The 21,190-nt window shown below is 72.5% G+C and carries 22 protein-coding genes and 1 pseudogene; 12 read left to right on the top strand and 11 right to left on the bottom strand.

The window, feature by feature from the left end:
* Window positions 1–31: 31 nt before the first annotated feature.
* Entirely contained in the window at window positions 32–1,060 is a 1,029-nt protein-coding gene (gene mgrA, locus ACZ7OU_RS39200; RefSeq protein WP_470259185.1) for an L-glyceraldehyde 3-phosphate reductase, read from the bottom strand.
* Between the two features lie 63 nt (window positions 1,061–1,123).
* Here mgrA and ACZ7OU_RS39195 point away from each other — a divergent pair, with 63 nt between their 5' ends.
* Both ACZ7OU_RS39195 and ACZ7OU_RS39190 read left to right on the top strand, forming a co-directional pair.
* Window positions 1,124–2,005: an AAA family ATPase gene (locus ACZ7OU_RS39195; RefSeq protein WP_470259184.1), complete on the top strand. Its 882-nt coding sequence runs from the start codon at window positions 1,124–1,126 to the stop codon at window positions 2,003–2,005.
* Entirely contained in the window at window positions 2,002–3,369 is a 1,368-nt protein-coding gene (locus ACZ7OU_RS39190; protein WP_470259183.1) for a vWA domain-containing protein, read from the top strand. The genes ACZ7OU_RS39195 and ACZ7OU_RS39190 overlap by 4 nt, the downstream gene beginning before the upstream one ends.
* Here the strand turns inward: ACZ7OU_RS39190 and add are convergent.
* Window positions 3,347–4,312, bottom strand: coding sequence for an adenosine deaminase (gene add, locus ACZ7OU_RS39185; protein WP_470259182.1), 966 nt, complete (start codon window positions 4,310–4,312; stop codon window positions 3,347–3,349). The genes ACZ7OU_RS39190 and add overlap by 23 nt on opposite strands.
* A gap of 128 nt (window positions 4,313–4,440) precedes the next feature.
* Here add and ACZ7OU_RS39180 point away from each other — a divergent pair, with 128 nt between their 5' ends.
* On the top strand, window positions 4,441–4,665 hold the full coding sequence (locus tag ACZ7OU_RS39180; protein ID WP_470246291.1) for an antitoxin: 225 nt from the start codon (window positions 4,441–4,443) through the stop codon (window positions 4,663–4,665).
* A gap of 1 nt (window position 4,666) precedes the next feature.
* On the opposite strand, the gene recQ is transcribed toward ACZ7OU_RS39180, so the two are convergent.
* Both recQ and ACZ7OU_RS39170 read right to left on the bottom strand, forming a co-directional pair.
* The gene (gene recQ, locus ACZ7OU_RS39175; RefSeq protein ID WP_470259181.1) at window positions 4,667–6,502 is read right to left on the bottom strand and encodes a DNA helicase RecQ; all 1,836 of its coding nucleotides are present in this window, start codon (window positions 6,500–6,502) and stop codon (window positions 4,667–4,669) included.
* Window positions 6,503–6,567: 65 nt separating this feature from the next.
* Window positions 6,568–7,164 (bottom strand): hypothetical protein, encoded by a 597-nt coding sequence (locus ACZ7OU_RS39170; RefSeq protein ID WP_470259180.1) that lies wholly within the window; start codon window positions 7,162–7,164, stop codon window positions 6,568–6,570.
* A 50-nt stretch (window positions 7,165–7,214) separates the two neighbouring features.
* On the opposite strand from ACZ7OU_RS39170, the gene ACZ7OU_RS39165 reads away from it, so the two are divergent.
* Window positions 7,215–7,655: a DUF6314 family protein gene (locus ACZ7OU_RS39165; protein WP_470246294.1), complete on the top strand. Its 441-nt coding sequence runs from the start codon at window positions 7,215–7,217 to the stop codon at window positions 7,653–7,655.
* Here the strand turns inward: ACZ7OU_RS39165 and ACZ7OU_RS39160 are convergent.
* Both ACZ7OU_RS39160 and ACZ7OU_RS39155 read right to left on the bottom strand, forming a co-directional pair.
* Window positions 7,636–8,523, bottom strand: coding sequence for an SDR family NAD(P)-dependent oxidoreductase (locus tag ACZ7OU_RS39160; protein WP_470259179.1), 888 nt, complete (start codon window positions 8,521–8,523; stop codon window positions 7,636–7,638). The genes ACZ7OU_RS39165 and ACZ7OU_RS39160 overlap by 20 nt on opposite strands.
* 29 nt (window positions 8,524–8,552) lie before the next feature.
* Complete coding sequence (locus ACZ7OU_RS39155) at window positions 8,553–9,293, bottom strand: SDR family oxidoreductase (RefSeq protein WP_470259178.1); 741 nt, start codon at window positions 9,291–9,293, stop codon at window positions 8,553–8,555.
* Between the two features lie 245 nt (window positions 9,294–9,538).
* On the opposite strand from ACZ7OU_RS39155, the gene ACZ7OU_RS39150 reads away from it, so the two are divergent.
* The 3 genes from ACZ7OU_RS39150 to ACZ7OU_RS39140 all read left to right on the top strand — a co-directional run bounded on the left by ACZ7OU_RS39150 (window position 9,539) and on the right by ACZ7OU_RS39140 (window position 11,339).
* Window positions 9,539–10,243 (top strand): hypothetical protein, encoded by a 705-nt coding sequence (locus ACZ7OU_RS39150; protein WP_470259177.1) that lies wholly within the window; start codon window positions 9,539–9,541, stop codon window positions 10,241–10,243.
* 2 nt (window positions 10,244–10,245) lie between these two features.
* Window positions 10,246–10,758 (top strand): hypothetical protein, encoded by a 513-nt coding sequence (locus tag ACZ7OU_RS39145; protein ID WP_470246298.1) that lies wholly within the window; start codon window positions 10,246–10,248, stop codon window positions 10,756–10,758.
* Between the two features lie 71 nt (window positions 10,759–10,829).
* A complete protein-coding gene (locus ACZ7OU_RS39140; RefSeq protein WP_470246299.1) occupies window positions 10,830–11,339 on the top strand; it encodes a mycothiol transferase in 510 nt (169 codons plus the stop codon).
* Here ACZ7OU_RS39140 and soxR read toward each other — a convergent pair.
* Complete coding sequence (gene soxR / locus ACZ7OU_RS39135; RefSeq protein ID WP_470246300.1) at window positions 11,336–11,815, bottom strand: redox-sensitive transcriptional activator SoxR; 480 nt, start codon at window positions 11,813–11,815, stop codon at window positions 11,336–11,338. The two genes, ACZ7OU_RS39140 and soxR, sit on opposite strands and share 4 nt — an antisense overlap.
* A 98-nt stretch (window positions 11,816–11,913) precedes the next feature.
* Between soxR and ACZ7OU_RS39130 the strand changes: the two genes are divergently transcribed.
* On the top strand, window positions 11,914–12,507 hold the full coding sequence (locus ACZ7OU_RS39130) for an NADPH-dependent FMN reductase (RefSeq protein WP_470246301.1): 594 nt from the start codon (window positions 11,914–11,916) through the stop codon (window positions 12,505–12,507).
* A 34-nt stretch (window positions 12,508–12,541) separates the two neighbouring features.
* The gene (locus tag ACZ7OU_RS39125; RefSeq protein WP_470259176.1) at window positions 12,542–13,327 is read left to right on the top strand and encodes a methyltransferase domain-containing protein; all 786 of its coding nucleotides are present in this window, start codon (window positions 12,542–12,544) and stop codon (window positions 13,325–13,327) included.
* A 7-nt stretch (window positions 13,328–13,334) separates the two neighbouring features.
* On the opposite strand, the gene ACZ7OU_RS39120 is transcribed toward ACZ7OU_RS39125, so the two are convergent.
* The 3 genes from ACZ7OU_RS39120 to ACZ7OU_RS39110 form a co-directional block, all read right to left on the bottom strand.
* Window positions 13,335–13,829: a hypothetical protein gene (locus ACZ7OU_RS39120; RefSeq protein ID WP_470259175.1), complete on the bottom strand. Its 495-nt coding sequence runs from the start codon at window positions 13,827–13,829 to the stop codon at window positions 13,335–13,337.
* Window positions 13,826–15,187, bottom strand: coding sequence for an ATP-binding protein (locus ACZ7OU_RS39115; RefSeq protein ID WP_470259672.1), 1,362 nt, complete (start codon window positions 15,185–15,187; stop codon window positions 13,826–13,828). Before ACZ7OU_RS39115 ends, ACZ7OU_RS39120 begins: the two co-directional genes overlap by 4 nt.
* 65 nt (window positions 15,188–15,252) lie before the next feature.
* Window positions 15,253–15,954 (bottom strand): response regulator, encoded by a 702-nt coding sequence (locus ACZ7OU_RS39110; RefSeq protein ID WP_470259174.1) that lies wholly within the window; start codon window positions 15,952–15,954, stop codon window positions 15,253–15,255.
* Between the two features lie 110 nt (window positions 15,955–16,064).
* Here ACZ7OU_RS39110 and ACZ7OU_RS39105 point away from each other — a divergent pair, with 110 nt between their 5' ends.
* Both ACZ7OU_RS39105 and ACZ7OU_RS39100 read left to right on the top strand, forming a co-directional pair.
* A complete protein-coding gene (locus ACZ7OU_RS39105) occupies window positions 16,065–16,970 on the top strand; it encodes a phosphatase PAP2 family protein (protein WP_470259173.1) in 906 nt (301 codons plus the stop codon).
* 339 nt (window positions 16,971–17,309) lie between these two features.
* Window positions 17,310–18,763 (top strand): annotated as a pseudogene (locus ACZ7OU_RS39100) (pyridoxal phosphate-dependent decarboxylase family protein).
* Here the strand turns inward: ACZ7OU_RS39100 and ACZ7OU_RS39095 are convergent.
* Window positions 18,760–20,430: a thiamine pyrophosphate-dependent enzyme gene (locus ACZ7OU_RS39095; protein WP_470259172.1), complete on the bottom strand. Its 1,671-nt coding sequence runs from the start codon at window positions 20,428–20,430 to the stop codon at window positions 18,760–18,762. The pseudogene ACZ7OU_RS39100 and the gene ACZ7OU_RS39095 overlap by 4 nt on opposite strands.
* A gap of 2 nt (window positions 20,431–20,432) precedes the next feature.
* Between ACZ7OU_RS39095 and ACZ7OU_RS39090 the strand changes: the two genes are divergently transcribed.
* The gene (locus ACZ7OU_RS39090; protein ID WP_470259171.1) at window positions 20,433–21,107 is read left to right on the top strand and encodes a GntR family transcriptional regulator; all 675 of its coding nucleotides are present in this window, start codon (window positions 20,433–20,435) and stop codon (window positions 21,105–21,107) included.
* Window positions 21,108–21,190: the final 83 nt, after the last annotated feature.

Here is a 21,190-nt window from a genome sequence, read left to right as displayed (position 1 = left end):
GACGCGCCGGGCGCCCCGCCGTCGTCCGGGTTCAGCCGTCCGAGGACCGCTTCCAGAGGTTGATGCCCGCGTCGGTGGCGTGGCCGTCGATCTCGGTCAGCTCCTCGGAGCTGAAGTCGAGGTTGCCGAGGGCGCCGACGTTGTCCTCGAGCTGCTTGACGCTGCTCGCGCCGATCAGCACCGACGTCACCCGGTGGTCGCGCAGCGCCCACGCGAGCGCCAGCTGTGCCAGCGACTGCCCGCGGCGCCCCGCGATCTCGTTCAGCGCCCGGACCCGGCCCAGCCGGTCGTCGTCGAGCGTGTCCGGGTCGAGCGACTTGCCCTGCGCCGCCCGCGAATCCGCGGGGACGCCCGTCAGGTACTTGTCAGTAAGCAACCCCTGCGCCAGCGGCGAGAACGCGATGCAGCCCGCGCCCACCTCCTCCAGGGTGTCCAGCAGCCCGTCCTCCTCGATCCAGCGGTTCAGCATCGAGTAGGACGGCTGGTGGATCAGCAGCGGCGTGCCGAGCTCGCGCAACATCCGCGCGGCCTCGGCGGTCCGCTCGGAGTTGTACGACGAAATCCCGACGTAGAGCGCTTTCCCGGCGCGGACCGCTGAGTCGAGCGCGCCGACGGTCTCCTCGAGCGGCGTCTCGGGGTCGAACCGGTGGGAGTAGAAGATGTCGACGTAGTCCAGGCCCAGCCGCCCGAGCGACTGGTCCAGCGACGACAGCAGGTACTTGCGGGAGCCCCACTCGCCGTACGGGCCGGGCCACATGTCGTAGCCGGCCTTGGTGGAGATCACCAGCTCGTCGCGGTACGGCTTGAAGTCGGACGCCAGCAGCCGCCCGAAGTTCTCCTCCGCCGAGCCGTACGGCGGGCCGTAGTTGTTCGCCAGGTCGAAGTGCGTGATGCCGAGGTCGAAGGCGCGGCGGGTGATGTCGCGCTGGGTCTGCAGGGGCTTGTCGTGGCCGAAGTTGTGCCACAGCCCGAGCGAGATCGCGGGCAGCTTGAGCCCGGACCGCCCGCAGCGCCGGTAAGGGATCGATTCGTATCGGCCGGAAGCCGCAACGTAGGTCACGCGGCCGATGCTAGCCCGGCGGTCGGGTACGCTCCGGGTGAGCGACCGCTTAGGAGGCACGTGGTGGGCACCGGATTCTTCACCTCCGTCGACGACGTGTCGGCCAAGCTGGCCGAAGCCGGCTACCTGGCGTCCACGGCGGTGGCGACCACGGTGTTCCTCGCCGACCGGCTCGGCAAGCCGCTGCTGGTCGAAGGCCCCGCCGGCGTCGGCAAGACCGAGCTCGCCAAGGCCGTCGCCCAGGTCAGCGGCTCGCGGCTGGTGCGGCTGCAGTGCTACGAGGGCATCGACGAGGCCCGCGCGCTGTACGAGTGGAACCACGCGAAGCAGCTGCTGCGGATCACCGCCGGCCGCGACGAGACGTGGGAAGACGCCCGCACGGACATCTTCGGCGAGGAGTTCCTGCTGCGCCGCCCGCTGCTCACCGCGATCTCCTCGGACGAGCCGACCGTCCTGCTCATCGACGAGACCGACAAGGCCGACATGGAGGTCGAGGGCCTGCTGCTGGAGGTGCTCGGCGACTTCCAGGTGACCGTGCCGGAGCTGGGGACGATCACCGCCACCCGCGCGCCGTTCGCCGTGCTGACGTCGAACGCGACGCGCGAGCTGTCCGAGGCGCTGCGCCGCCGCTGCCTGTTCCTGCACATCGACTTCCCGGACGAAGACCTCGAACGCGACATCGTCCGGCTCAAGGTCCCGGGCATCGACGCCGCGCTCGCGGATTCCGTCGTCCGGGTGATCGCCGCGCTGCGCGCGATGGACCTGCGCAAGCTGCCGTCGGTCGCCGAGACCATCGACTGGGCGCGCACGCTGCTCGCGCTCGGCGCGTCGACGCTGGACGAGCGGGTCGTGCGGGAGAGCCTCGGCGTCGTCCTCAAGCACCAGGACGACATCGCCAAGGCCGGCGCCGGCCTGAAGCTCGAACAGGTCCTGGACGCGTCGTGACCGGCGGCGTGCCGGAGCGGCTCGCGTCGTTCGTCAAGGCACTGCGGGCCCAGGGGATCCCGGCCGGCCCCGCCGAGACCGTCGACGCCGCGGCCGCGCTGGAAGTCCTCGGCATGGACGACCGTTCGCTGGTCCGCGAAGGACTGGCCGCGGCGCTGGTCAGGCGCGGCGGGCAACGCGCGGTGTTCGACGCCGCGTTCGACCTGTACTTCCCGGCCGGCATCGGCACGCCCGAGCGCGCCCGCGAAGAGCAGCCGTCGACGCTGGAGGAGCTGCGTTCCGAGCTGGCGACGGCGCTGGCCGACGGTGACGAGCAGGCGTTGTCCCAGCTCGCCGGGCTCGCGGTGGACATGCTCGGCCAGTACGGCTCGTCCTCCGGTCCCGGTGGCGGGTTCAGCGCTCACCAGACCCTGGAGCGGCTCCAGCCGCAGACGCTGATCGCCCGGGTGCTGGCCGCGGTCCGCGGCGGTGGCGCGCGCGGCGAGTTCACCGACCGGCTCGACCGCGACGAGATCCGCCGCCGCGTCGAAGGGTTCCGCGGCCGGGTCCGCACCGAAGCGCGCCGCCGCGCGGCCGAGGTCCGCGGCCGCGAGCGCGTCGCCAAGCACGCCATCGCGCCCGCGCCCGACCGCGTCGACTTCCTCATCGCCAGCCGCGCCCAGCTCGCCGAGCTGCGGCGCACGATCCAGCCGTTGTCCCGCAAGCTCGCGACGCGCCTCGCCGCCCGCCGCAAGCGCACGACGCGCGGGCAGATCGACCTGCGCCGCACGCTGCGGCGGTCGCTGTCCACCGGCGGGGTGCCGCTGCGCCCCGCCTACCGCCACCGACGTCCCGGCCGGCCCGAGATCGTGCTGCTGTGCGACCTCTCCGGGTCCGTCGCGGGGTTCGCGAACTTCACCATGCTGCTGGTCCAGGCCCTGCGCGACCAGTTCAGCAAGATCCGCGTGTTCGCGTTCGTCGACAGCGCCGACGAGATCACCCACCTGGTCACCACCGGTACCGCCGACCCCGAGCACCTGGGCGCGCGCATGCTGTCCGAAGCGGCGCTGGTGCGCTGGGACGGCCACAGCGACTACGGCGGCTCACTGCGCCAGTTCACGGCGAACTGGCTCGACGCCATCGGCCCGCGCACGTCGGTACTGATCCTCGGCGACGCCCGCACCAACGGCGGCGACCCGAACCTCGACGCCGTCCGCGAGATCAAGGCCCGCGCCCGGCACGTCTACTGGCTGAACCCGGAGCGGCGCTCGCTGTGGTCGACCGGCGACTCGGCCGCGCTGGAGTACGCCGACGTCGTCGAGATGCACGAGTGCCGCACGGTGCACCAGCTCGGCACGCTGGTCACGCGCCTGCTGCCGGTGTGAGCCACGCGTCGATGTCTTCGAGGATTCGTCGTTTCGTCGCTTCGGGGGCGAAGGACGCGGTGACGCTCGCCCGCGCGAAGTCCGCCATCACGGCGTCGTCGTAGCCGAACGCGTCCCGGACGCGGGCGTACTCCCCGGCCAGGTTCGCGCCGGTGATCGACGGGACGTCGGTGTTGAGCGTGACCGTCAGCCCCGCGTCGAGGAGCCGGGGGAGCGGGTGCTCGGGCAGGGACGGCACCAGCCCGAGCGTCACGTTCGACGACGGGCAGACCTCCAGCGCGAGGCCCCGCTCGCGGACCTCGGCGACCAGCGCGGGGTCGTCGAGGACGCGGATGCCGTGGCCCAGCCGTTCGGTCAGGCCGACGTCCATGGCCTCGCGGATGCTGTCCGGGCCGGCGTCCTCACCGGTGTGGTGCAGCAGGTGGAGGCCGGCCGCGCGGGCCTTCTCGAAGACCGTCGCGAAAGGACGGAGCGAGTGGTTTTCCTCGCCGGCCATGCCGATCGCGAAGACTTCGCCGTACTTCAGCGCGAGGTCGAGGGTGCGCTCGGCGCGGTCGACCGAGCGGCGTCGCGAGTGGTCGAGCACAAGCCGGGTTTCGAGCCCGGACAGTCCTTTGAGGACGGACGCCAGCGGCATTTCGAGGTCGCCCAGCCGTTCCCCGTGCGAGGCCGCGGTGAACGTGACTTCGGCGTACCGCGTACCTTGGGCGAGCTCGTCTTCGCAGTACTCGCGGGCGATGCGCTCGAAGTCCTCAGGCTGCCGGAGACAGGCCCGGACGAGCGCGTTGTAGTCGGCGAACGCGCGAAAACCGGCGAACTCCGGCGGTTCGGCCGGGACGGCGACGCTGTTCGCCTCGCCGAGCTCACGGAGCGTGCCCGGCCGGATCGTGCTCTCCAGGTGGACGTGCAGGTGGGCCTTCGGCAGGGCCGCCAGGTCGCGCATGAGCCCGACCCTAGAGGCCGCCGGGCGCCGCTCGCGCGGCAATTTTGTTTGGCCCTCGTCACACGGGGAACCTCCGGGTGGTTCGTCCGCGTTGTCAGGATGACCGCACACCGACTAGGGAGACGACCATGGCTTTCCTGCGCAAGCTCACCGTGCTGGCGGGCGCGGCCGGCGCCGCCCGCGCGTACGCCAAGAAGAACCCCGAAAAGGTGAACGGGGCCGTCGGCAAGGCGGCCAAGTTCGTCGACGACAAGACCAAGGGCAAGTACCACGAGCAGATCGCCGGGGCGGTCCGCAAGGTCAACTCCGTGACCGGGCCGGACGACCGGCCGGGGCCGGCCGCCGCCCGCTAGGTCACTCGGCCGCCAGCACCTCGAGGACGCCCTCGCCGTACTTGGCGAGCTTGTTCTCGCCGACGCCGCTGACCGTGCCCAGGTCGGCCAGCGAGGACGGCTGTTGCGTGGCGATCTGGCGCAGGGTCGCGTCGTGGAAGATGACGTAGGCGGGGACGCCCTGCTCCTTCGCGACGCCGGCCCGCCAGGCACGCAGGCGCTCGAACACCGGGGCCGCCTCCGCGGGCATGTCCACCGCGGGGGCGGACTTCCGGGTGCCGCGGACCTTGGCGGCCGCCGCGCGCTCGGGCTCGCGGCGCAGCATCACCTCGCGGTCGCCGCCCAGCACCTCGGCGCTGGCCTCGGTGAGGACCAGCGATCCGTAGTCGCCTTCGACCGCGAGCAGGCCCTGGGCCAGCAGCTGCCGCACCACCGCGCGCCACTCCGGCTCGCGCAGCTCGGTGCCGATGCCGAACGTCTTGAGCGTGTCGTGCTGGAACTGCGTGACCTTCGGCGTGGACTTGCCGAGCAGGATGTCGATCACCTGCCCCGCGCCGAACTTCTGCCGCCGCTCGTTGCGCAGCCGCACGATGGTCGACAGCAGCTTCTGCGCCGGGATCGTGCCGTCGAACTTCTCCGGCGGGCTCAGGCACGTGTCGCAGTTGCCGCAGGGCTCGGCCTTCTGCCCGAAGTAGTTGAGGACCTGCACGCGCCGGCATTCCACCGTCTCGCACAGCGCGAGCATCGCGTTCAGGTGGGCGCCCAGCCGGCGCCGGTGCGCGTCGTCGCCCTCGGACGTGTCGATCATCTTGCGCTGCTGCACGACGTCCTGCAGCCCGTACGCGAGCCAGGCGGTGGACGGCAGGCCGTCACGCCCCGCGCGACCGGTCTCCTGGTAGTAGCCCTCGACCGACTTCGGCAGGTCGAGGTGCGCGACGAACCGGACGTCCGGTTTGTCGATGCCCATGCCGAACGCGATCGTCGCGACCACGATCAGGCCGTCCTCGCGCAGGAACCGCGACTGGTGCTTCGCGCGGGTGCGCGCGTCGAGCCCCGCGTGGTACGGCACCGCCGGGATCCCGTTCTGCACCAGGAACTCCGCGGTCTTCTCGACCGAGTTCCGGGACAGGCAGTAGACGATCCCCGCGTCACCCTGGTGCTCGGTGCGCAGCAGCTCCAGCAGCTGCCGCTGCGGCGAGTTCTTGCCGACGATCCGGTACTGGATGTTCGGCCGGTCGAAGCTCGCGACGAAGTGGCGGGCCTCGTCGAGGTTCAGCCGGGTCGCGATCTCCTGGTGCGTGGCCTCGGTCGCGGTGGCGGTGAGCGCGATCCGCGGCACGTCCGGCCAGCGCTCGTGCAGCGCGGAGAGCTGGAGGTAGTCGGGCCGGAAGTCGTGGCCCCACTGGGCGACGCAGTGCGCCTCGTCGATCGCGAACAGCGAGATCTTGCCGCGGTCGAGCAGCCGCACGGTGGATTCCACCGAAAGCCGTTCCGGGGCCAGGTAGAGCAGGTCGAGCTCGCCGGACAGGAACGCCGACTCGACCTCCTGGCGGGCCGCGTAGTCCTGCGTGGAGTTGAGGAAACCGGCGCGGACCCCGGCGTTGCGCAGCGCGTCGACCTGGTCCTGCATCAGGGCGATGAGCGGCGAGACGACCACCCCCACCCCGGGCCGCACCAGCGCGGGGATCTGGTAGCACAACGACTTCCCGCCACCGGTGGGCATCAGGACGAGCGCGTCGCCGCCGGCGATCACGTGCTCGACGATCGCCGCCTGGTCGCCGCGGAAGCTGTCGTAGCCGAACACACGCTGGAGGGTTTCCTGCGCTTCGGACACCGTTGCCGTCTCGGGGGCTGCCACCCGGCCGAGTCTAGAGCCGGGGTCCGACAACTTCCGGCCGCCCTCTCCGGCGCGGCGGGATCCGCCTACAGCCGCTCGCCGAGCAGGTGCGCCAGGTTCGTGTAGACGCCCTCGCGGATGCTGTGCACGTCCAGCACACCCGCCCGGGTCTCGCCGTGGCTCGCCTTGGCGACGACGATCCGCGTCTGCTGCTCGGGGATGCCGTCGACGTCCTGGTCGGGGCCATCGCAGTAGAACGCGGCAGCACCGGCGCCCGGAACGGCCACCGCGGGCTTCCCGCACGTCTTCGCCACCTCGCCCGCCAGCGCCTGCGGCGTCTTCCGGCTCGGGACGAGGATCCGCAGCTGGAACGCGGCCGCGTCGTGGAACTTGCTCTGGTAGGTGCAGAGGAACGAACCCTTCTGCGGCGGCTTTTCGACCGCCGTGGCCGCCCAGGCACCGCCCACGGCCTGCATGATGTCGGGAACGGTGACGAACGGGCACGCCGCCGTGACCTTCGCGGGTGTCACGAACACCGGCGTCGGCGGCGCGGTGGTGGTGTGCGAGGCGGTCGTCGTGTGAGTCGTGGTGGCCGGCGCGGGCGCGGCGGGTGCGGGCGGGCCGGAACAGGCGGTCAGGCAGGCCGCCACGAACACCGCGGCCATCCCCCTCGGAAGTCGCATGAGCCGAACCTAGCCGCTGCCGGTCACGGCCGGATGACACACTGGCCGGGATGGACGAGCACTTCCCGGTTCCCGACCTGGCCGCGCATTTCGCCGGTGAGTGGCGGCTCGACCGCGAAATCCGCACCGCCGGCGGCGACCCGGCGGGGGAGGTGACCGGCACCGCCACCTTCACCGAGGAGAACGGCGTCCTCGTCTACCGCGAAGCCGGTGAGATGCGGCTCGGCACGTACACCGGTCCGGTGACCCGGACGCTCCACTACCGGCCCACCGCGCCCGGCCGCGCCGATGTGCACTTCGACCACGGCGGGTTCTTCCACGCCGTCGACCTGCGCGCCGGCCACTGGGAGACGGACCATCCCTGCCGCGCCGACCTTTACCGCGGCAGCTACCGCGTGCTCGATGCCCGGCGGTGGCGGCAGGAGTGGGCGGTCCGCGGGCCGGCGAAGGACCACGTGATCGTCACGCGGTTCAGCCGGCCGCCGGGCTGAGCAGGTCGCCCAGGTCGATCCGGCGCAGGAACTCGCTCCGGATCCGGTCGCCGACCTCCGCGACCAGCCAGCCGCCGTCGTCCGCCGGGTCGATGTGCACCCGGAACGGCCGCTGCCCCTTCGGCAGGCCGACCACGCGCGTCAGCTCTTCGGCCACCTTCGCCACGTCCGCGCCGGCCGGGGTGATTTCGGCCAGCTTCGCCGCGACGTGGTCGCTCAAGCCCGCGTACCGCTCTTCGTAGGCCGCCGCGACCGCCTCGTCGGCCGGGTGCCCGGAGTTCGGGAAGTGGTTGGTGCCCGAGGTGAACGCGCCCGGCACGACGATGGTGGTGTCGATCCCGAACCGCGCCAGCTCCGCCGCGTAGGACACCGCGAGGCTGTCCATGGCCGCCTTCGCCGCGAAGTACGGCGCCAGATACGGCGGGGTGCCGCCGCGGACGCTGCTGCTCGACACCCACACCAGCAGCCCGTCGCGCTGGGCGCGCAGGTGCGGCAGGGCGGCGCGGTTGACCCGCTGCGCGCCGATCACGTTCGTGTCGTACAGCCCGGCCAGCTGCTCGGGGGTGAACGCTTCGGTCGGGCCGAGCACCATGTGCCCGGCGTTGTGCACCACGGCGTCCAGCCGGCCCCGCTCGGCGACGATCGCTGCGATCGCGGCGTCGGCGGACTCCTGGCTGGAGACGTCCAGCTCGACCGACCGCAGGTCCACGCCGTGGTCGCGGGCGTAGGCAGCGGCGGCTTCGACCTGGGGCGCGTTGCGGCCGGCGGTGGCGCGCATGCCCGCGTAGACGGTGTGCCCGGCCCGGGCCAGCGCCCGGGCGGAGAGGGCGCCGATCCCGCTGGAGGCGCCGGTGACGACGATGATCATGGCTCTGTCCTTTCCGGTGGCCGGGGTGCTCAGACGATTCCGCCGTTGGCGCGCAGCGCCTGGCCGTTGACCCAGCGGGCCGGACCGGCGAGGAACGCGACGACCTCGGCGATGTCCTCGGGCCGGCCGAGGCGCTCGAGCGGCGGCTGCTTGGCCATCCGGCCGATGGTCTCCTCGTCCTTGCCGTCGAGGAACAGCGCGGTCGCCGTCGGGCCCGGCGCGACGGTGTTGACGGTGATGTCGCGGCCGCGCAGCTCGCGCGCCAGGATCATGGTGATCGCCTCGACCGCGCCCTTGGTCGCGTTGTAGATGCCGTAGCCGGGCAGGTTCAGCCCGAGCACCGACGTCGAGGTGGTGATCACCGCGCCGCCGTCGCGCACCCGCTTCGCGGCCTGCTGGGCCACCGCGAACGTGCCGCGGATGTTGGTGCGGTGCACGCGGTCGAGGACCTCGAAGTCGGTGTCGGCGATCGACGTCGGCGCGTTCATCACGCCGGCCAGGTGGGCGACGACGTCCACGCCGCCGTATGTGCGTTCCGCGGTGTCGAACAGCTCCGCGACCGCGGCCGGGTCGGCCACGTCGGCGCGGACGGCGACGGCCTGTCCGCCCCGCTCGGTGATGGCGTCGACGGCGGCTTGGGCCTCCTTCTCGTTGCCGGCGAAGTTGACGACGACCGCCATGCCGTCGGCGGCCAGGCGCTCGGCGACCTGGCGGCCGATGCCGCGGGAGCCGCCGGTGACGATCGCGACGCGGGTTCCGGTGGTGCTCATGGTTCCTTCTTCCGGTCAGGGCGGTGGCTGTATCACCGCTTCCGTCGTTCTGTTATCGACGATAGCACTTCGATGGTAACAACGCTAGTGATCTGGTGTTATCGTCGTTACATCTCCCGGGGTGGTCGGCATCCGGCCGTATCCGCGCGGCCGGTCGGCCGAATCGCACCCGAACACGGTTTCCGGCCCCGGCGGGCGGGAACTCCGGACGCGTCGGGGGCGACGTCCGTGAAGGAGTTTGTGCAATGCCCACATGGCTGATCGTCGTGATCGTCGTCGTGGCCATCGCGGTGCTCGGCGCCGTGATTTGGCTTGTGACACAGGAGATGCAGCGAAAGCGGCTGCAGCAGCGGTTCGGTCCGGAGTACGACCGGACGGTCGAGGAGAGTGACAACCCCCGTGCCGCGCAACGGGAACTCGCCGAGCGCGAGCGCCGTCACAAGGAGCTCGACATCCGCCCGCTGTCGGCGTCGGCGCGTGAGCGTTACGCCCGGGAATGGGCGCAGGTACAGGAAAAGTTCGTCGACGAGCCGTCCACCGCGGTCGGCGAGGCGGACCGCCTCCTCGTGGCGCTGATGGGTGAGCGCGGGTACCCCACCGAGGGGTACGAGCAGCAGGTGGCCGACCTTTCCGTGCGGCACGCCAAGACCCTCGAGAACTACCGTGCCGCGCACACCACGCAGCAGAAGAGCGACGGAGCGTCCACTGAGGACCTTCGCGACGCGATGGTGCGCTACCGCACCGTCTTCGAGGACCTGCTGACCGACGGCGCGGACGACGAGCACCGGGACCACGAACACGAACACCACGACCGTCGCAACGGGCACGACCGCAACGGGCACGACCGTGACCGTGACGACCATGACCGCGACGACCGTCGTGACGACACCGCCCAGCACGAGCACCAGGCGTCCGCGCAGCCGCGGACCGAGTGGAACGGAGGTCGCTGACCATGACCGAGCACCTGACCCGGCACAGCGCCGAACACGACGACGACTTCACCGGGCGTGAGGACGTCCACGAGCCGGACACCGCCGCCGGCGGCGACCACGCGGACTTCCGCGAACCCGGCACCGACGAGGGGTTCGACGGCGGCCAGAGCTTGAGCACGGCCGACCTCGCTTCGGCGTCGGCCCAGCCGGCCGCCGAGGAGCCCCGTGCGGAGGACACGCCCGCGCGGTCGGGTGGTGACGTCGAGGCCCAGCCGCTGATCGACGAGGACAAGGTCACCGGCTTCCGCGACCGCTGGCAGAACGTGCAGACCGGCTTCGTCGACGACCCGAAGCAGGCGGTCAGCGAGGCCGACGAGCTGGTCGCGGCCGTGATCAGCGCGCTGGCCACCACGTTCGCCGAGCACAAGAGCGAGCTGGAAGGCCAGTGGCGGCAGGGCGAGCCAGCTACCGAGGAGCTGCGGATCGCGCTGCGGCGCTACCGCTCGTTCTTCGACCAGCTGCTCCCGCGGTAGCCGGATCCGTTTGCCGGCGGGCATGATCGGGTAGCACGCCGGTGAACGGGTTCAGCAACGGGAGGCAGCCGATGAACGTGGCCGATCTGCTCGTCGACGGGTTCGGCCGGGTCCGGGAGAACGTGCACGCGGCGGTGGAGGGCCTCACCGCCGAGCAGCTCCGGACCCGGCTGGACGACGAGGCCAACTCGATCGCCTGGCTGGTGTGGCACCTGACCCGGGTCCAGGACGACCACGTCTCCGACGTGGCCGGGACCGGCCAGGTGTGGACCGGCCAGGACTGGCTTTCGCGGTTCGGTCTCCCGTTCCCGGCGGGCGACACCGGCTACGGGCACCGCCCGGCCGACGTCGAGGCGGTCCGCGTCGACGAGCCCGGTCTGCTCACCGGCTACTACGACGCCGTGCACGAGCAGACCGTCCGGTTCGTCCGGGGCCTCGACGAGCAGGCGCTCGACCGGATCGTCGACAAGGCCTGGGATCCGCCCGTGACCCTGGGCGTGCGGCTGGTGAGCGTCCTCGACGACGACATCCAGCACGCCGGGCAGGCGATGTTCGTCCGCGGCGTGCTGGAGCGCCGCTAGTCTTCGTAACCTTCCCCGCGGTGGTCGGCCAAGCGCCGCGGGCCGGGCCCGTCGGAGCCCAGCCGGTCGCCCGGGTTGGCGAGCCGGCACTTGGCCAGGGACATGCAGCCGCAGCCGATGCAGTCGGTGAGCTGGTCGCGCAGCTGTTCCATCTGGCGGATCCGCGCGTTCAGGTCGTGCTGCCAGCACTGGGAGATCCGGGCCCAGTCGGCCCGGGTCGGCGTGCGGTCGTCGGGCAGCAGGGCGAGCACCTCCCGGATCGCCGACAGCGGCATGCCGACCCGCTGGGACATCCGGATGAACGTCACCCGCCGCAGCGCGTCGCGGCAGTAACGGCGCTGGTTGCCGGCGGTGCGGCGGCTGCGGATGAGGCCTTCGTCCTCGTAGAAGCGCAGGGCCGACGCGGGCACCCCGCTGCGCCGTGAGAGTTCGCCGACGGTGAGTTCGGGCAGCGTCCGGACTGTGGCGTTGACCATGCTTCCCAGCCAACCACAGCCGCGCGCTTGACTTCAAGCGAGCTTGAAGTCTGATCCTGGCCCGGACGGCAACAACGCCGCTGTGCCAAGGAGGAAGTGTGTCCGAAGCTCCCGTGCGGGTCGCGGTGATCGTGGGAAGTGTCCGGGAAGGACGGTTCGGCCCGGTGGTGGCGGACTGGCTGGCCGGCGTCGCGGGCGACCACGGCGGCTTCGAGGTCGACGTCGTCGACCTCGCCGAGCCCGACCTCCCGATGGTGCTGCCGGCGTTCGGCTCGGCCCCGTCGGCGGCGGTTGTGGCGGAGATCGCGAAGGTGACTCCGCGGCTTCTCGCGGCCGACGCGTTCGTCGTGGTCACCCCGGAGTACAACCACAGCTATCCGGCTTCGCTGAAGAACGCGATCGACTGGCACCGCGCGGAGTGGACGGCCAAGCCGGTCGCGTTCGTGTCGTACGGCGGGATGTCGGGCGGCCTGCGCGCGGTCGAGCACCTGAGGGCGGTGTTCGCCGAGCTCCACGCGGTGACGATCCGCGACACGGTCAGCTTCCACGGCGCCCACGCTCGCTTCGGCGCGGACGGCGCGCCGACCGACGACGCGGCGGCGGTCGCGGCGAAGGCGATGCTCGACCAGCTGGGCTGGTGGGCCCGCTCGCTGACCGAGGCCCGGTCGGTCCGGCCGTATCCCGGAGCTTGACTTCAGGTCGGCTTGAAGGCCGACGATGGCGGGCATGACGACGGACCAGTTGCTCGCCCGCCTCGACCGGGCGGATGCCCTGCCGGGGGCGGCGGAGCTGCGCGAAGCGACGTACGAGCTGTTGCGGTGCGAGCCGGGCGACCGGGTCCTGGACGTCGGTTGTGGGGGTGGCCGGGCGGTCGCGGAGCTGCGCGGGCGCGGGGTGCACGCGGTGGGGGTGGATCGCGATCCGCGGATGCTGGCGGCGGCTCGGGCACGAAGCGCGGGCCTGCCCGCGCCGGCTGGCTCGCCGTCCGCGGCCGCCGGGTTTGTCGAGGCCGATGTGCTCCGGCTGCCGTTTGCCGACAGTGAGTTCCGCGGCTACCGGGCGGACAAGGTGCTGCACGAGCTGGCCGACCGGGCCGCGGCCGTCGCGGAGGCTCGGCGGGTGCTGGCCGGCGGGGGCCGGGTCGTGCTGTGCGGGCAGGACTGGGACACCCTCGTGCTCGACTCGGACCGGCCGGCGCTGACCCGCGCGATCGTCCACGCCCGCGCCGACGCGATCGCCGGCCCCCGGGCGGCGCGGCAGTACCGGACCTTGCTGGTCGATGCCGGGTTCACCGAGATCGCGGTCGAGGTCAGGACCCTGGTCGACACCGACGGCGGCCTCCGGCCCCTGCTGGACGGCCTCGCCGCCGCGGCCGGGGCCGCCGGGGTCGCGACGGAAGCCCAGCTCGAAGCCTGGCTGAGGGAGCAGACGGCGCGGGCCACCGCGGGACGGTTCTTCCTCGCCGTCCCGATCTTCGTCGCCTCGGCCACGGCACCCGAGCGTCCACAGTAGACAGCGCTCAGAACGCCTGGCACGTCTGGTACGGCAGCTGGACGTCCGTTCCGGAGATCGAGATCGTGCCGTCGTTCGAGTACTGCCCGTCGGTCGCCAGCGCCGCGACCGCCGTGCAGACCAGCTGGTTGATGCCGACTCCGGCGATGGACTTCAGCGGGAACGGGAAGGTGATCGCCGCGGGCGGCCCGGAGGCCACCAGTACGACCGGCTCGGCCTGGCGGGGGAGGGCCGAAACGTACCCTTCGGCCGCCTCGCTGGACGTCGGTCCGGCCAGCAGCATCGACAGCGCCGTCTCGACGCTCACGCTGCCACCACCGGTCGATCGCGTCACCGGGGCCACCCGGCCGTCGATGACGAGGTAGAGGATCACGTCGGTCCCGCGTCCGCTGCCGGCGGTGTTGCGCAGCGTCGGCGCCGGCCCGGCCGGGACGGCGCCGGTCGGTTTGATGCCGCACGAGCTCACCAGCAGCAGCACGACCAGGACCAGGAGCTTCTTCACCGCACCTCCACGATCGGGGCCGCCCGGGGCAGGCGCAGCTCGAAGCGCGCGCCCGTGCCGGTGTTGACCGCAATGATGTCGCCGCCGTGCAACCGCGCGTTCTCGCGCGCGATGGACAGCCCGAGCCCGCTGCCCTCGGACCGCGCCCGGGCCGTGTCCGCCTTGGCGAAGCGGTCGAAGACCCGGGGCAGCACCTCGCCGGGGATGCCCGGCCCGTGGTCGGTGACGGTCAGCACGATGTCGCCGTCTTCCGCCCGCAGCACCACCTCGACCGGGGGCGCGCCGTGCCGCAGCGCGTTGCCGACGAGGTTCGCCACGACGATGTCCAGCCGCCGCCGGTCGAGCGCCGCCGTGATCCCGGGCGGCAGGTCGGCGACGACGTCGGGGTTGCCGGAACCGGGCTCCCACCCGCGTGCGCCGAGGCTGTCGGTGACGGCGGCCGCGACGTCCAGCATCTCCCGCCGCAGCTCCGCCCGGCCGGCGTCGAACCGGGAGATCTCGATCAGGTCCTGCACCAGCCTTGTCAGCCGCTTGGTCTCCGCCGACACCAGCCGAGCGGCGACGGCGGTGTCCGCCGGCAGCTGGTGCGCGTCCTCGTCGAGGACGTCGGTGACGGCGTTCATCGCCGCGAGCGGCGTCCGCAGCTCGTGTGAGACGTCGGCGACGAACCGCCGCGCGTCGGCCTCCATCGAGCGCAGCGTGCCGACCGTGCGCTCCAGCTCCGCCGCGGTGTGGTTGAACGTCGTGACCAGCTGCGCGAGCTCGTCGGAGCCCTTGACCCGCAGCCGCACGTCGAGGCGGCCCCGGCCGAGCTGGTCGGCCGCGGTGTTCAGCGCGCGGACCGGCCGCAGCACCTGCCGCGCGGCCAGCAGGGCCACCCCCACCGCGAACGGGAGAGCGAGCGCGGAGACCAGCCAGGCCTGGCGGGCCAGCTCGTCGATCGCGGCCTGTTGCTGGTCGAGCGACGTCCCCGCGAAGACATCGAGGCCGCTCGGCGTGCCCGACGCCGTCTGCACCGGGATCCCGACGTAGAACTGCGGGAACCCCTGGGCGTCGACCCGCTGGAACTGCGTGTACGTGCTGGTCGCCACGGCCCGGCGCAGCTCGGCGGGCACCTGTTCCAGCGACATGCCCGAGGTCGAGTGCAGGTCGTGGTAGACGACGAGCGCGCCGCTGGGCTTGAGCGCGGCCGCGAACGCGTCGAGGGTGGCCTGGGTCGGCGGCAGCGACACGGTCGGCAGGTACGCGACGATCTGGTCGCGCAGCTTCAGCATCGTCTGGTCCTGGATGCCCTTGAGGATGGCGTTGCGCGCGGAGACGTAGCTCGCGCCGGCCGCGGCGGTGGCGCCGAGGATCATGATGACCGCGAAGGCGGCGACCAGCCGGGGCCGCAGCCCGGCCAGCCACGAGCGGATCCGCCGGATCACGACCGGCCGAACCGGTAGCCGAACCCGCGGACCGTCTGCACGTGGTCCGGCTTCGCCGGCACGTCTTCGATCTTCGCGCGCAGCCGCTGCACGCACGCGTCGACGAGCCGCGAGTCGCCGAGGTAGTCGTGGTCCCAGACGGCCGAGAGGATCTGCTGGCGGCTGAACACCTGGCCGGGCGTGCGCGAGAGCTCCAGCAGCAGCTTCAGCTCGGTCGGGGTCAGCGACACCGGGACGCCGCCCTTGGTCACCTCGAGCCCGGCCCGGTCGATGACCAGGTCGCCGTGGCGTTCTTCGGGCGCCGGCTGCTCGCCCGGCCGTTCGGCCGGCCGCTCCGCGACGGCCCGGCGCAGCACGGCCCGGATCCGCGCGTCCAGCACGCGGGGTTCGACCGGCTTGGCGACGTAGTCGTCCGCACCCGCTTCGAGCCCGGCCACGACGTCGAAGTCGTCGCTGCGCGCGGTCAGCATGATGATCGGGATCGGTCCCGACGCGCGCATCCGGCGGCACGTCTCGAAGCCGTCCATGCCGGGCAGCATGAGGTCGAGCACCACGATGTCGGGATGCCGGCGCACGAGCACCTCGATGCCGAGCTCACCCGACTCCGCGGTGTGCACCACGTGTCCCTGCCGGCGCAGGGCCAGTTGCAGTCCTTCCCGCACCGCCGCGTCGTCTTCCACCACCAGTACCTCGGCCACGGCGCCATTATTCGGAAAAGCGCACGTCATGGCGACCCGGGCGGATCTTGTAGCAAAACCATGACATCGCCCTGACGGGATCTCGAAATGCCGGAGCCAGACTCGAAGACATGGCAGTGATCATCTCCGACGTACGTCCCGTAACCCCGCCGGCCGGCCGCCACGCGCTCGTGACCCGGGCCGTGTCCCGCACCGCGGTACTGGCGGCGGGCGCGGCCGGGTTCGCGCTCGCGTTCATCGCGGCCTACTTGCTCTTCGTCCGCACCGAGGCGGGGAGAGGCGTCGAGAACGGCGTCGTCCGCAGTGCCCAGTCCGCGGGGACGACGGTGGAGTGGGCGGCCCCGCTGCGGGACGCCGACCTGGTGGTCGTCCTCGGCGGCGTCGCGGTGCTGCTGGTGGTGATCGCACTGGCCCGCCGGCGGTTCGCCCTCGGCGTGACGGCCCTGCTCATGCTCGCCGCGCCGCTGATGGTGGCGCAGCTGCTCAAGCTGTACGTCCTGGACCGCCCGAGCACGGGCGACCGGTTCGGCGTCGCGAGCCACAACAGCTTTCCCAGCGGGCACGTCAGCGCGGCGATGGCCGTGCTGGTGGCGCTCGCGATCGTCCTGCCACGCCGGTTCCGCCCGCAGGCCCTGGTGGCCGGCGGGGTCGGCGTCGCCTGGGTCGCGGCCGCGGCCGTGGCGCTGGGCTGGCACCGGTTGAGCGACACCGTCGGCGGCTGTCTCCTGGTCGCCGCGGTCACCTGCGCCGGGGCGGCGGTGGTGTCCGCCCGCCGCCCCGACGGTGACCGGGTGCCACCGGTGCCGGTGCTCTGCGGTTTGCTCGCCCCGGTCGCGTTGGTGCTGGCGGGGTATCTGGTCCTGGGGACGGCGACGTCGGGCGCGGCCCAGTTCGTCGCCGCGATGGTGCTCGCCGCGCTGTCGGCGATGGCGGTGGTGTTGCTGCTCGTGGTGCCGTTGAGGCGGGTGGCGTTCGACCCGGCGGAGGTCCGGATCCGGCGGCTCCGGCGTCGCTGACCGGGCCGGTGCGGGTTCCGCGATGGTCGGCCGGCGTGCTTGGCGGGGCGGTTCGCGTGCCTGGCCGGCTTGCCTGCGGGTCGGCCGACGTATCTGGGCGTCGGCTGGCGTACTCGGACAGTCGGCTCGCGTACCTGGACAGTCGGCTCGCGTACCTGGGCGTCGGCTCGCCTATCTGGGCGGCCGAGTTGGCGTGCCCGGACGGCCGGTTCGCGTGATTGGGCGGGCATCTCGCGTGATTGGCGGGGCATCTCGCGTGCTTGGGCGGGCATCTCGCGTGATTGAAGGGGCATCACGTGTGATTGGCGGGTCGACTCGCGTGATTTGAGGGTCGACACGGTGCCCGCGGGCCAGTTTCGGGGGATTGGACCGCGACAGCGGCCGGTCGTCGCGCCTAGCGTCGGTGGGGTGCATCCGAGGCTTGCCGAAGACCTGAAGTCCCTGCCCGAACTGCTCGACGCCGCGCGGAAACTTGCCGGTGAGGCGCTGGCCGGGTTGCCTGAGCGGCCCGCCGCCGTCCCGCCCGGCGACCTGGCCCGGGCGCCGCTGCCGCTCGAAGGTGCCGGGGGACGGGCCGCGCTGGAGGAGTTCTCGCAACGCTGGGAAGCCGGCTTCGCGGGCAGTGCCGGGCCCCGCTACCTCGGGTTCGTCACCGGGGGCGCGACCCCGGCGTCACTGGCCGGGGACTGGCTCACCGCCACCTACGACCAGAACCCCGCCAGCGGCATGGACTCCTCGGCCCAGGACCTGGAGCGCGAGACCGTCGGCTGGCTGGCCGAGCTGTTCGGGCTCGGCGCGGAGTTCTCCGGCGCGTTCGTCACCGGCGCCACGATGTCCACGGTCACCGGTCTCGCCATCGCCCGCGAGTGGCTCGGCGAGCGCGCCGGGGTGTCGGTGTCCGACGACGGCGCCGCCGCGCTCGGCCCGGTCACCGTGCTGTCCGGCTCGCCGCATTCGAGCATCCTGAAGGCGTTGTCGTTCCTCGGGATGGGCCGTTCGGCGCTCCGGAAGGTGCCGACGTTGCCGGGCCGTGAGGCCGTCGACGCCGCGAAGCTGGCCGAAGCGCTCGAATCGCTCGATGGGCCGGCCGTCGTCGTCGCGAACGCCGGCACCGTGAACACCGTCGACTTCGACGACCTGCGCGCGATCGCCGCGCTCAAGCAGCGGTACGACTTCTGGCTGCACGTCGACGCCGCGTTCGGCGGGTTCGCCGCGCTCGCGCCGGAGCACGCGGCCTGGTCGCGGGTCTCGACCAGGCCGATTCGGTGGTCGTCGACCTGCACAAGTGGCTCAACGTGCCCTACGACTCCGCCGTCCAGTTCACCCGCCGCCGCGACCTTCAGCTGCGCGTGTTCAGCAACAACGCCGCCTACCTCGGCGAAATCGGCGAAACCCCGGACTTCCTGCACCTCACGCCGGAGAACTCCCGGCGGCTGCGCGCCCTCCCTGCCTGGTTCTCGCTCGTGGCCTACGGCCGGGACGGGCACCGCGAGATCGTCGAGCGCTGCGTGTCGCTCGCCCGGGACCTCGGCGCGCGGCTCGACGGCTCGCCCCGTTGGCGGCTGCTCGCGCCGGTGCGGCTCAACGTCGTGTGCTTCGCCCCGGCCGAGGACGTCACCCAGGACCGGATCGACGCCCTCGTCGACGCCATCGCCGAGGACGGGACCACCGTCCTCACCCCGACCGTGTACGACGGCCACCCGGCGCTGCGTGCGGCCTTCAGCAACTGGCGGACGACCGCGGCCGACGTCGACCGCGTCTTCGCCGTGCTCGAGCGCGTGGCCGCCGGCTAGCTGCGGTCCGACTTCGGCATCAGGTACTTCCACGGCGAGGCACCGACGCCCAGCTCGCACGGCACGTGCACCAGCGCCGGCCGCCCCGCGGCGAACGCCTTGTCGAGCGCGCCGCGCAGGTCGTCCGGCGTGCGCGCGGTCAAGCCGAGCGCGCCGAACGTCTCGGCGAGCCGGGCGAAGTCCGGGTTCCGCAGCCGCCCGCCCAGCGCGCGGCCCTCGAACAGCCGCTCCTGGTCGAGGTGGACGTTGCCGTAGTACCCGTTGTCGAACACGACCGCCACCACGTTCAGTCCATATTGGACGGCCGTGGCCAGCTCCTGCGCGGCGAACATGAAACCGCCGTCGCCGGCCACGGAAACCACCGGCCGGTCGGGGAAGGCCGCCTGCACGCCGAGCGCCGTCGGGTAGCCGAAACCGAGCGTGCCCTGGTGGCCGCACGTGACGAAGGTGCGCGGCGAGTAGACGTCGAACCCGAAGTAGGACGCGAAGCCGACCTGGCAGATCTCTTCGACGAAGAACCCGTCGCGCGGCAGCACGTCCCGGATCGCCCGCAGGTACTCCAGCTCGGGCCCGACATCGGTGAACTGCCCGGCCACGGTCGCCTTCAGCGCGGCGAACTCCGCGGTCCGGTCCGTCCGTCGCGGGCCGGCAGCCTCGGTCAGCGCGGCCGTCGAGTCGGCGGCCTCGGCGATGATCGCGACGTCCGCTTGCAGCCGGGTCGCCTGCCGCGGGTCGATGTCGAGCAGGATCGTCTTGAGCCCCGCCGGTTTCTCCGGCCAGCGGAACCAGGACAGCTCCATCCGCGACCCGATGCCGATCACCACGTCGGTTTCGGCCCACCGCTCGAAGCCGGAGACGCAGGTGAAGCCCAGCGGGTGGTCGTCGCCCACGATGCCGCGCCCGCCGCGGAACGGCACCACTGGCGCCTGCAGCCGCTCGGCCAGCGCCCGGACCTCGGCGGCCGCGTGCCGGGCGCCGCCGCCCACCATGATCATCGGGTTCTTCGCGCCGTGCAGCAGTTCCGCCGCCTCGGCGACGGCCGCCGGGTCGACGGCCGGGCGGGGCAGCGGCCGCGGGCCGGCCACCTCGGCGGGCGCGCGCAGGCCCAGCACGTCCCAGGGCACCGCCAGGGAGACCGGCCGCGGCCGCCCGCCCGCGGCTTCGCGGAAGGCGGTCGCCAGCGCGTCCGGGACCTCGACCGGGTGCTCGACCAGCGCCGACCACTTGGTCAAGGTCCGGAGGGTGGCCAGCTGGTCGGGCATCTCATGCAGGTGCCCGAGCCCGCGGCCGAGGTACGCGCGGGGAATCTCGCTGGTCAGGCACAGCACGGGTGCGCTGGCCCCGTGAGCCGAGAGCATCGCGGCCGAGGCGTTGAGGACGCCGGGGCCGGGCACGACGGTGTAGACGCCGGTGCGGCCGGTCGCCTGGGCGTACCCGAACGCCATGTAGGCCACGGTCTGCTCGTGCCGGGCGCCGATCACCCGGATGTCGTCGCCCGCGCGGGCCAGGCTGTCGAACAGGTCGTAGGTCTGCACGCCGGGCAGGCCGAAGACGGTGTCGACACCGTGGGCTCGCAGCCCGTCTACGATCAGGTCGGCCGCGGTGGGGGCGGGCGGGGGAATCGGCATCGGCACGGCCTCCTGGGCGTCGTCCGTCGGCGGGACCATATATGGTTTCCTACATGATCAGCGCGTCCTCGGGAAGACCGGTCACGAAGTCCCAGCTGGCCTACGAGACGATCAAGGCCAGGATCCTCGACGGCCGCTACGGGCCCGGCTACCGGCTGGTGCTCGACCAGATCGGCCGGGAGATCGAGGTCAGCGCGGTGCCGGTCCGCGAGGCCCTGCGCCGGCTCGAGGCCGAGGAGCTGATCGAGTTCGAGCGGAACGTCGGGGCCCGGGTGGTGGCCATCGACCCCACGGAGTACCGGCACGCGATGGAGACCGTGGCGATCGTCGAGGGTGCCGCGACCGGGCTGGCCGCGCCGCTGCTGACGCCGGCGGATCTGGCGCGCGCCCGGTCGCTGAACGAGCGGATGCGCCGGAGTCTCGCCGAGTTCGACCCGCTCACGTTCACGGCGCTGAACGCGGAGTTCCACGAGGTGCTGTTCGGCGCCTGCCCGAACCCGAACCTGGTCGACTTGGTGCGGCGCTGCTGGACTCGGCTGGCCGCGGTCCGTGACAGTACGTTCGCGTCGGTGCCGGGGCGGGCTCCGGAGTCGGTTGAAGAGCACGAGCGGTTGCTTGCGCTGATCGAGGGTGGGGGTGAGGCGGCGGAGGTCGAGCGGTTCGCGCGGGAGCATCGGCTGGCGACCTTGGAGGCTTATCTCGCGCGGGGGCGGTGATGGTCGGCGGGATTGGCTGACGGGTTGCGCCGGCTGGGCGGCGCCCGGTTGACGCGACGTGAGAGAGCGGGCGGGGGGCCGCT

It is taken from the genome of Amycolatopsis sp. NPDC114505, assembly GCF_055633615.1.
The sequence above is the reverse complement of the archived record's forward strand: the minus strand, read 5'-3'. Positions and strand labels throughout refer to the sequence as shown.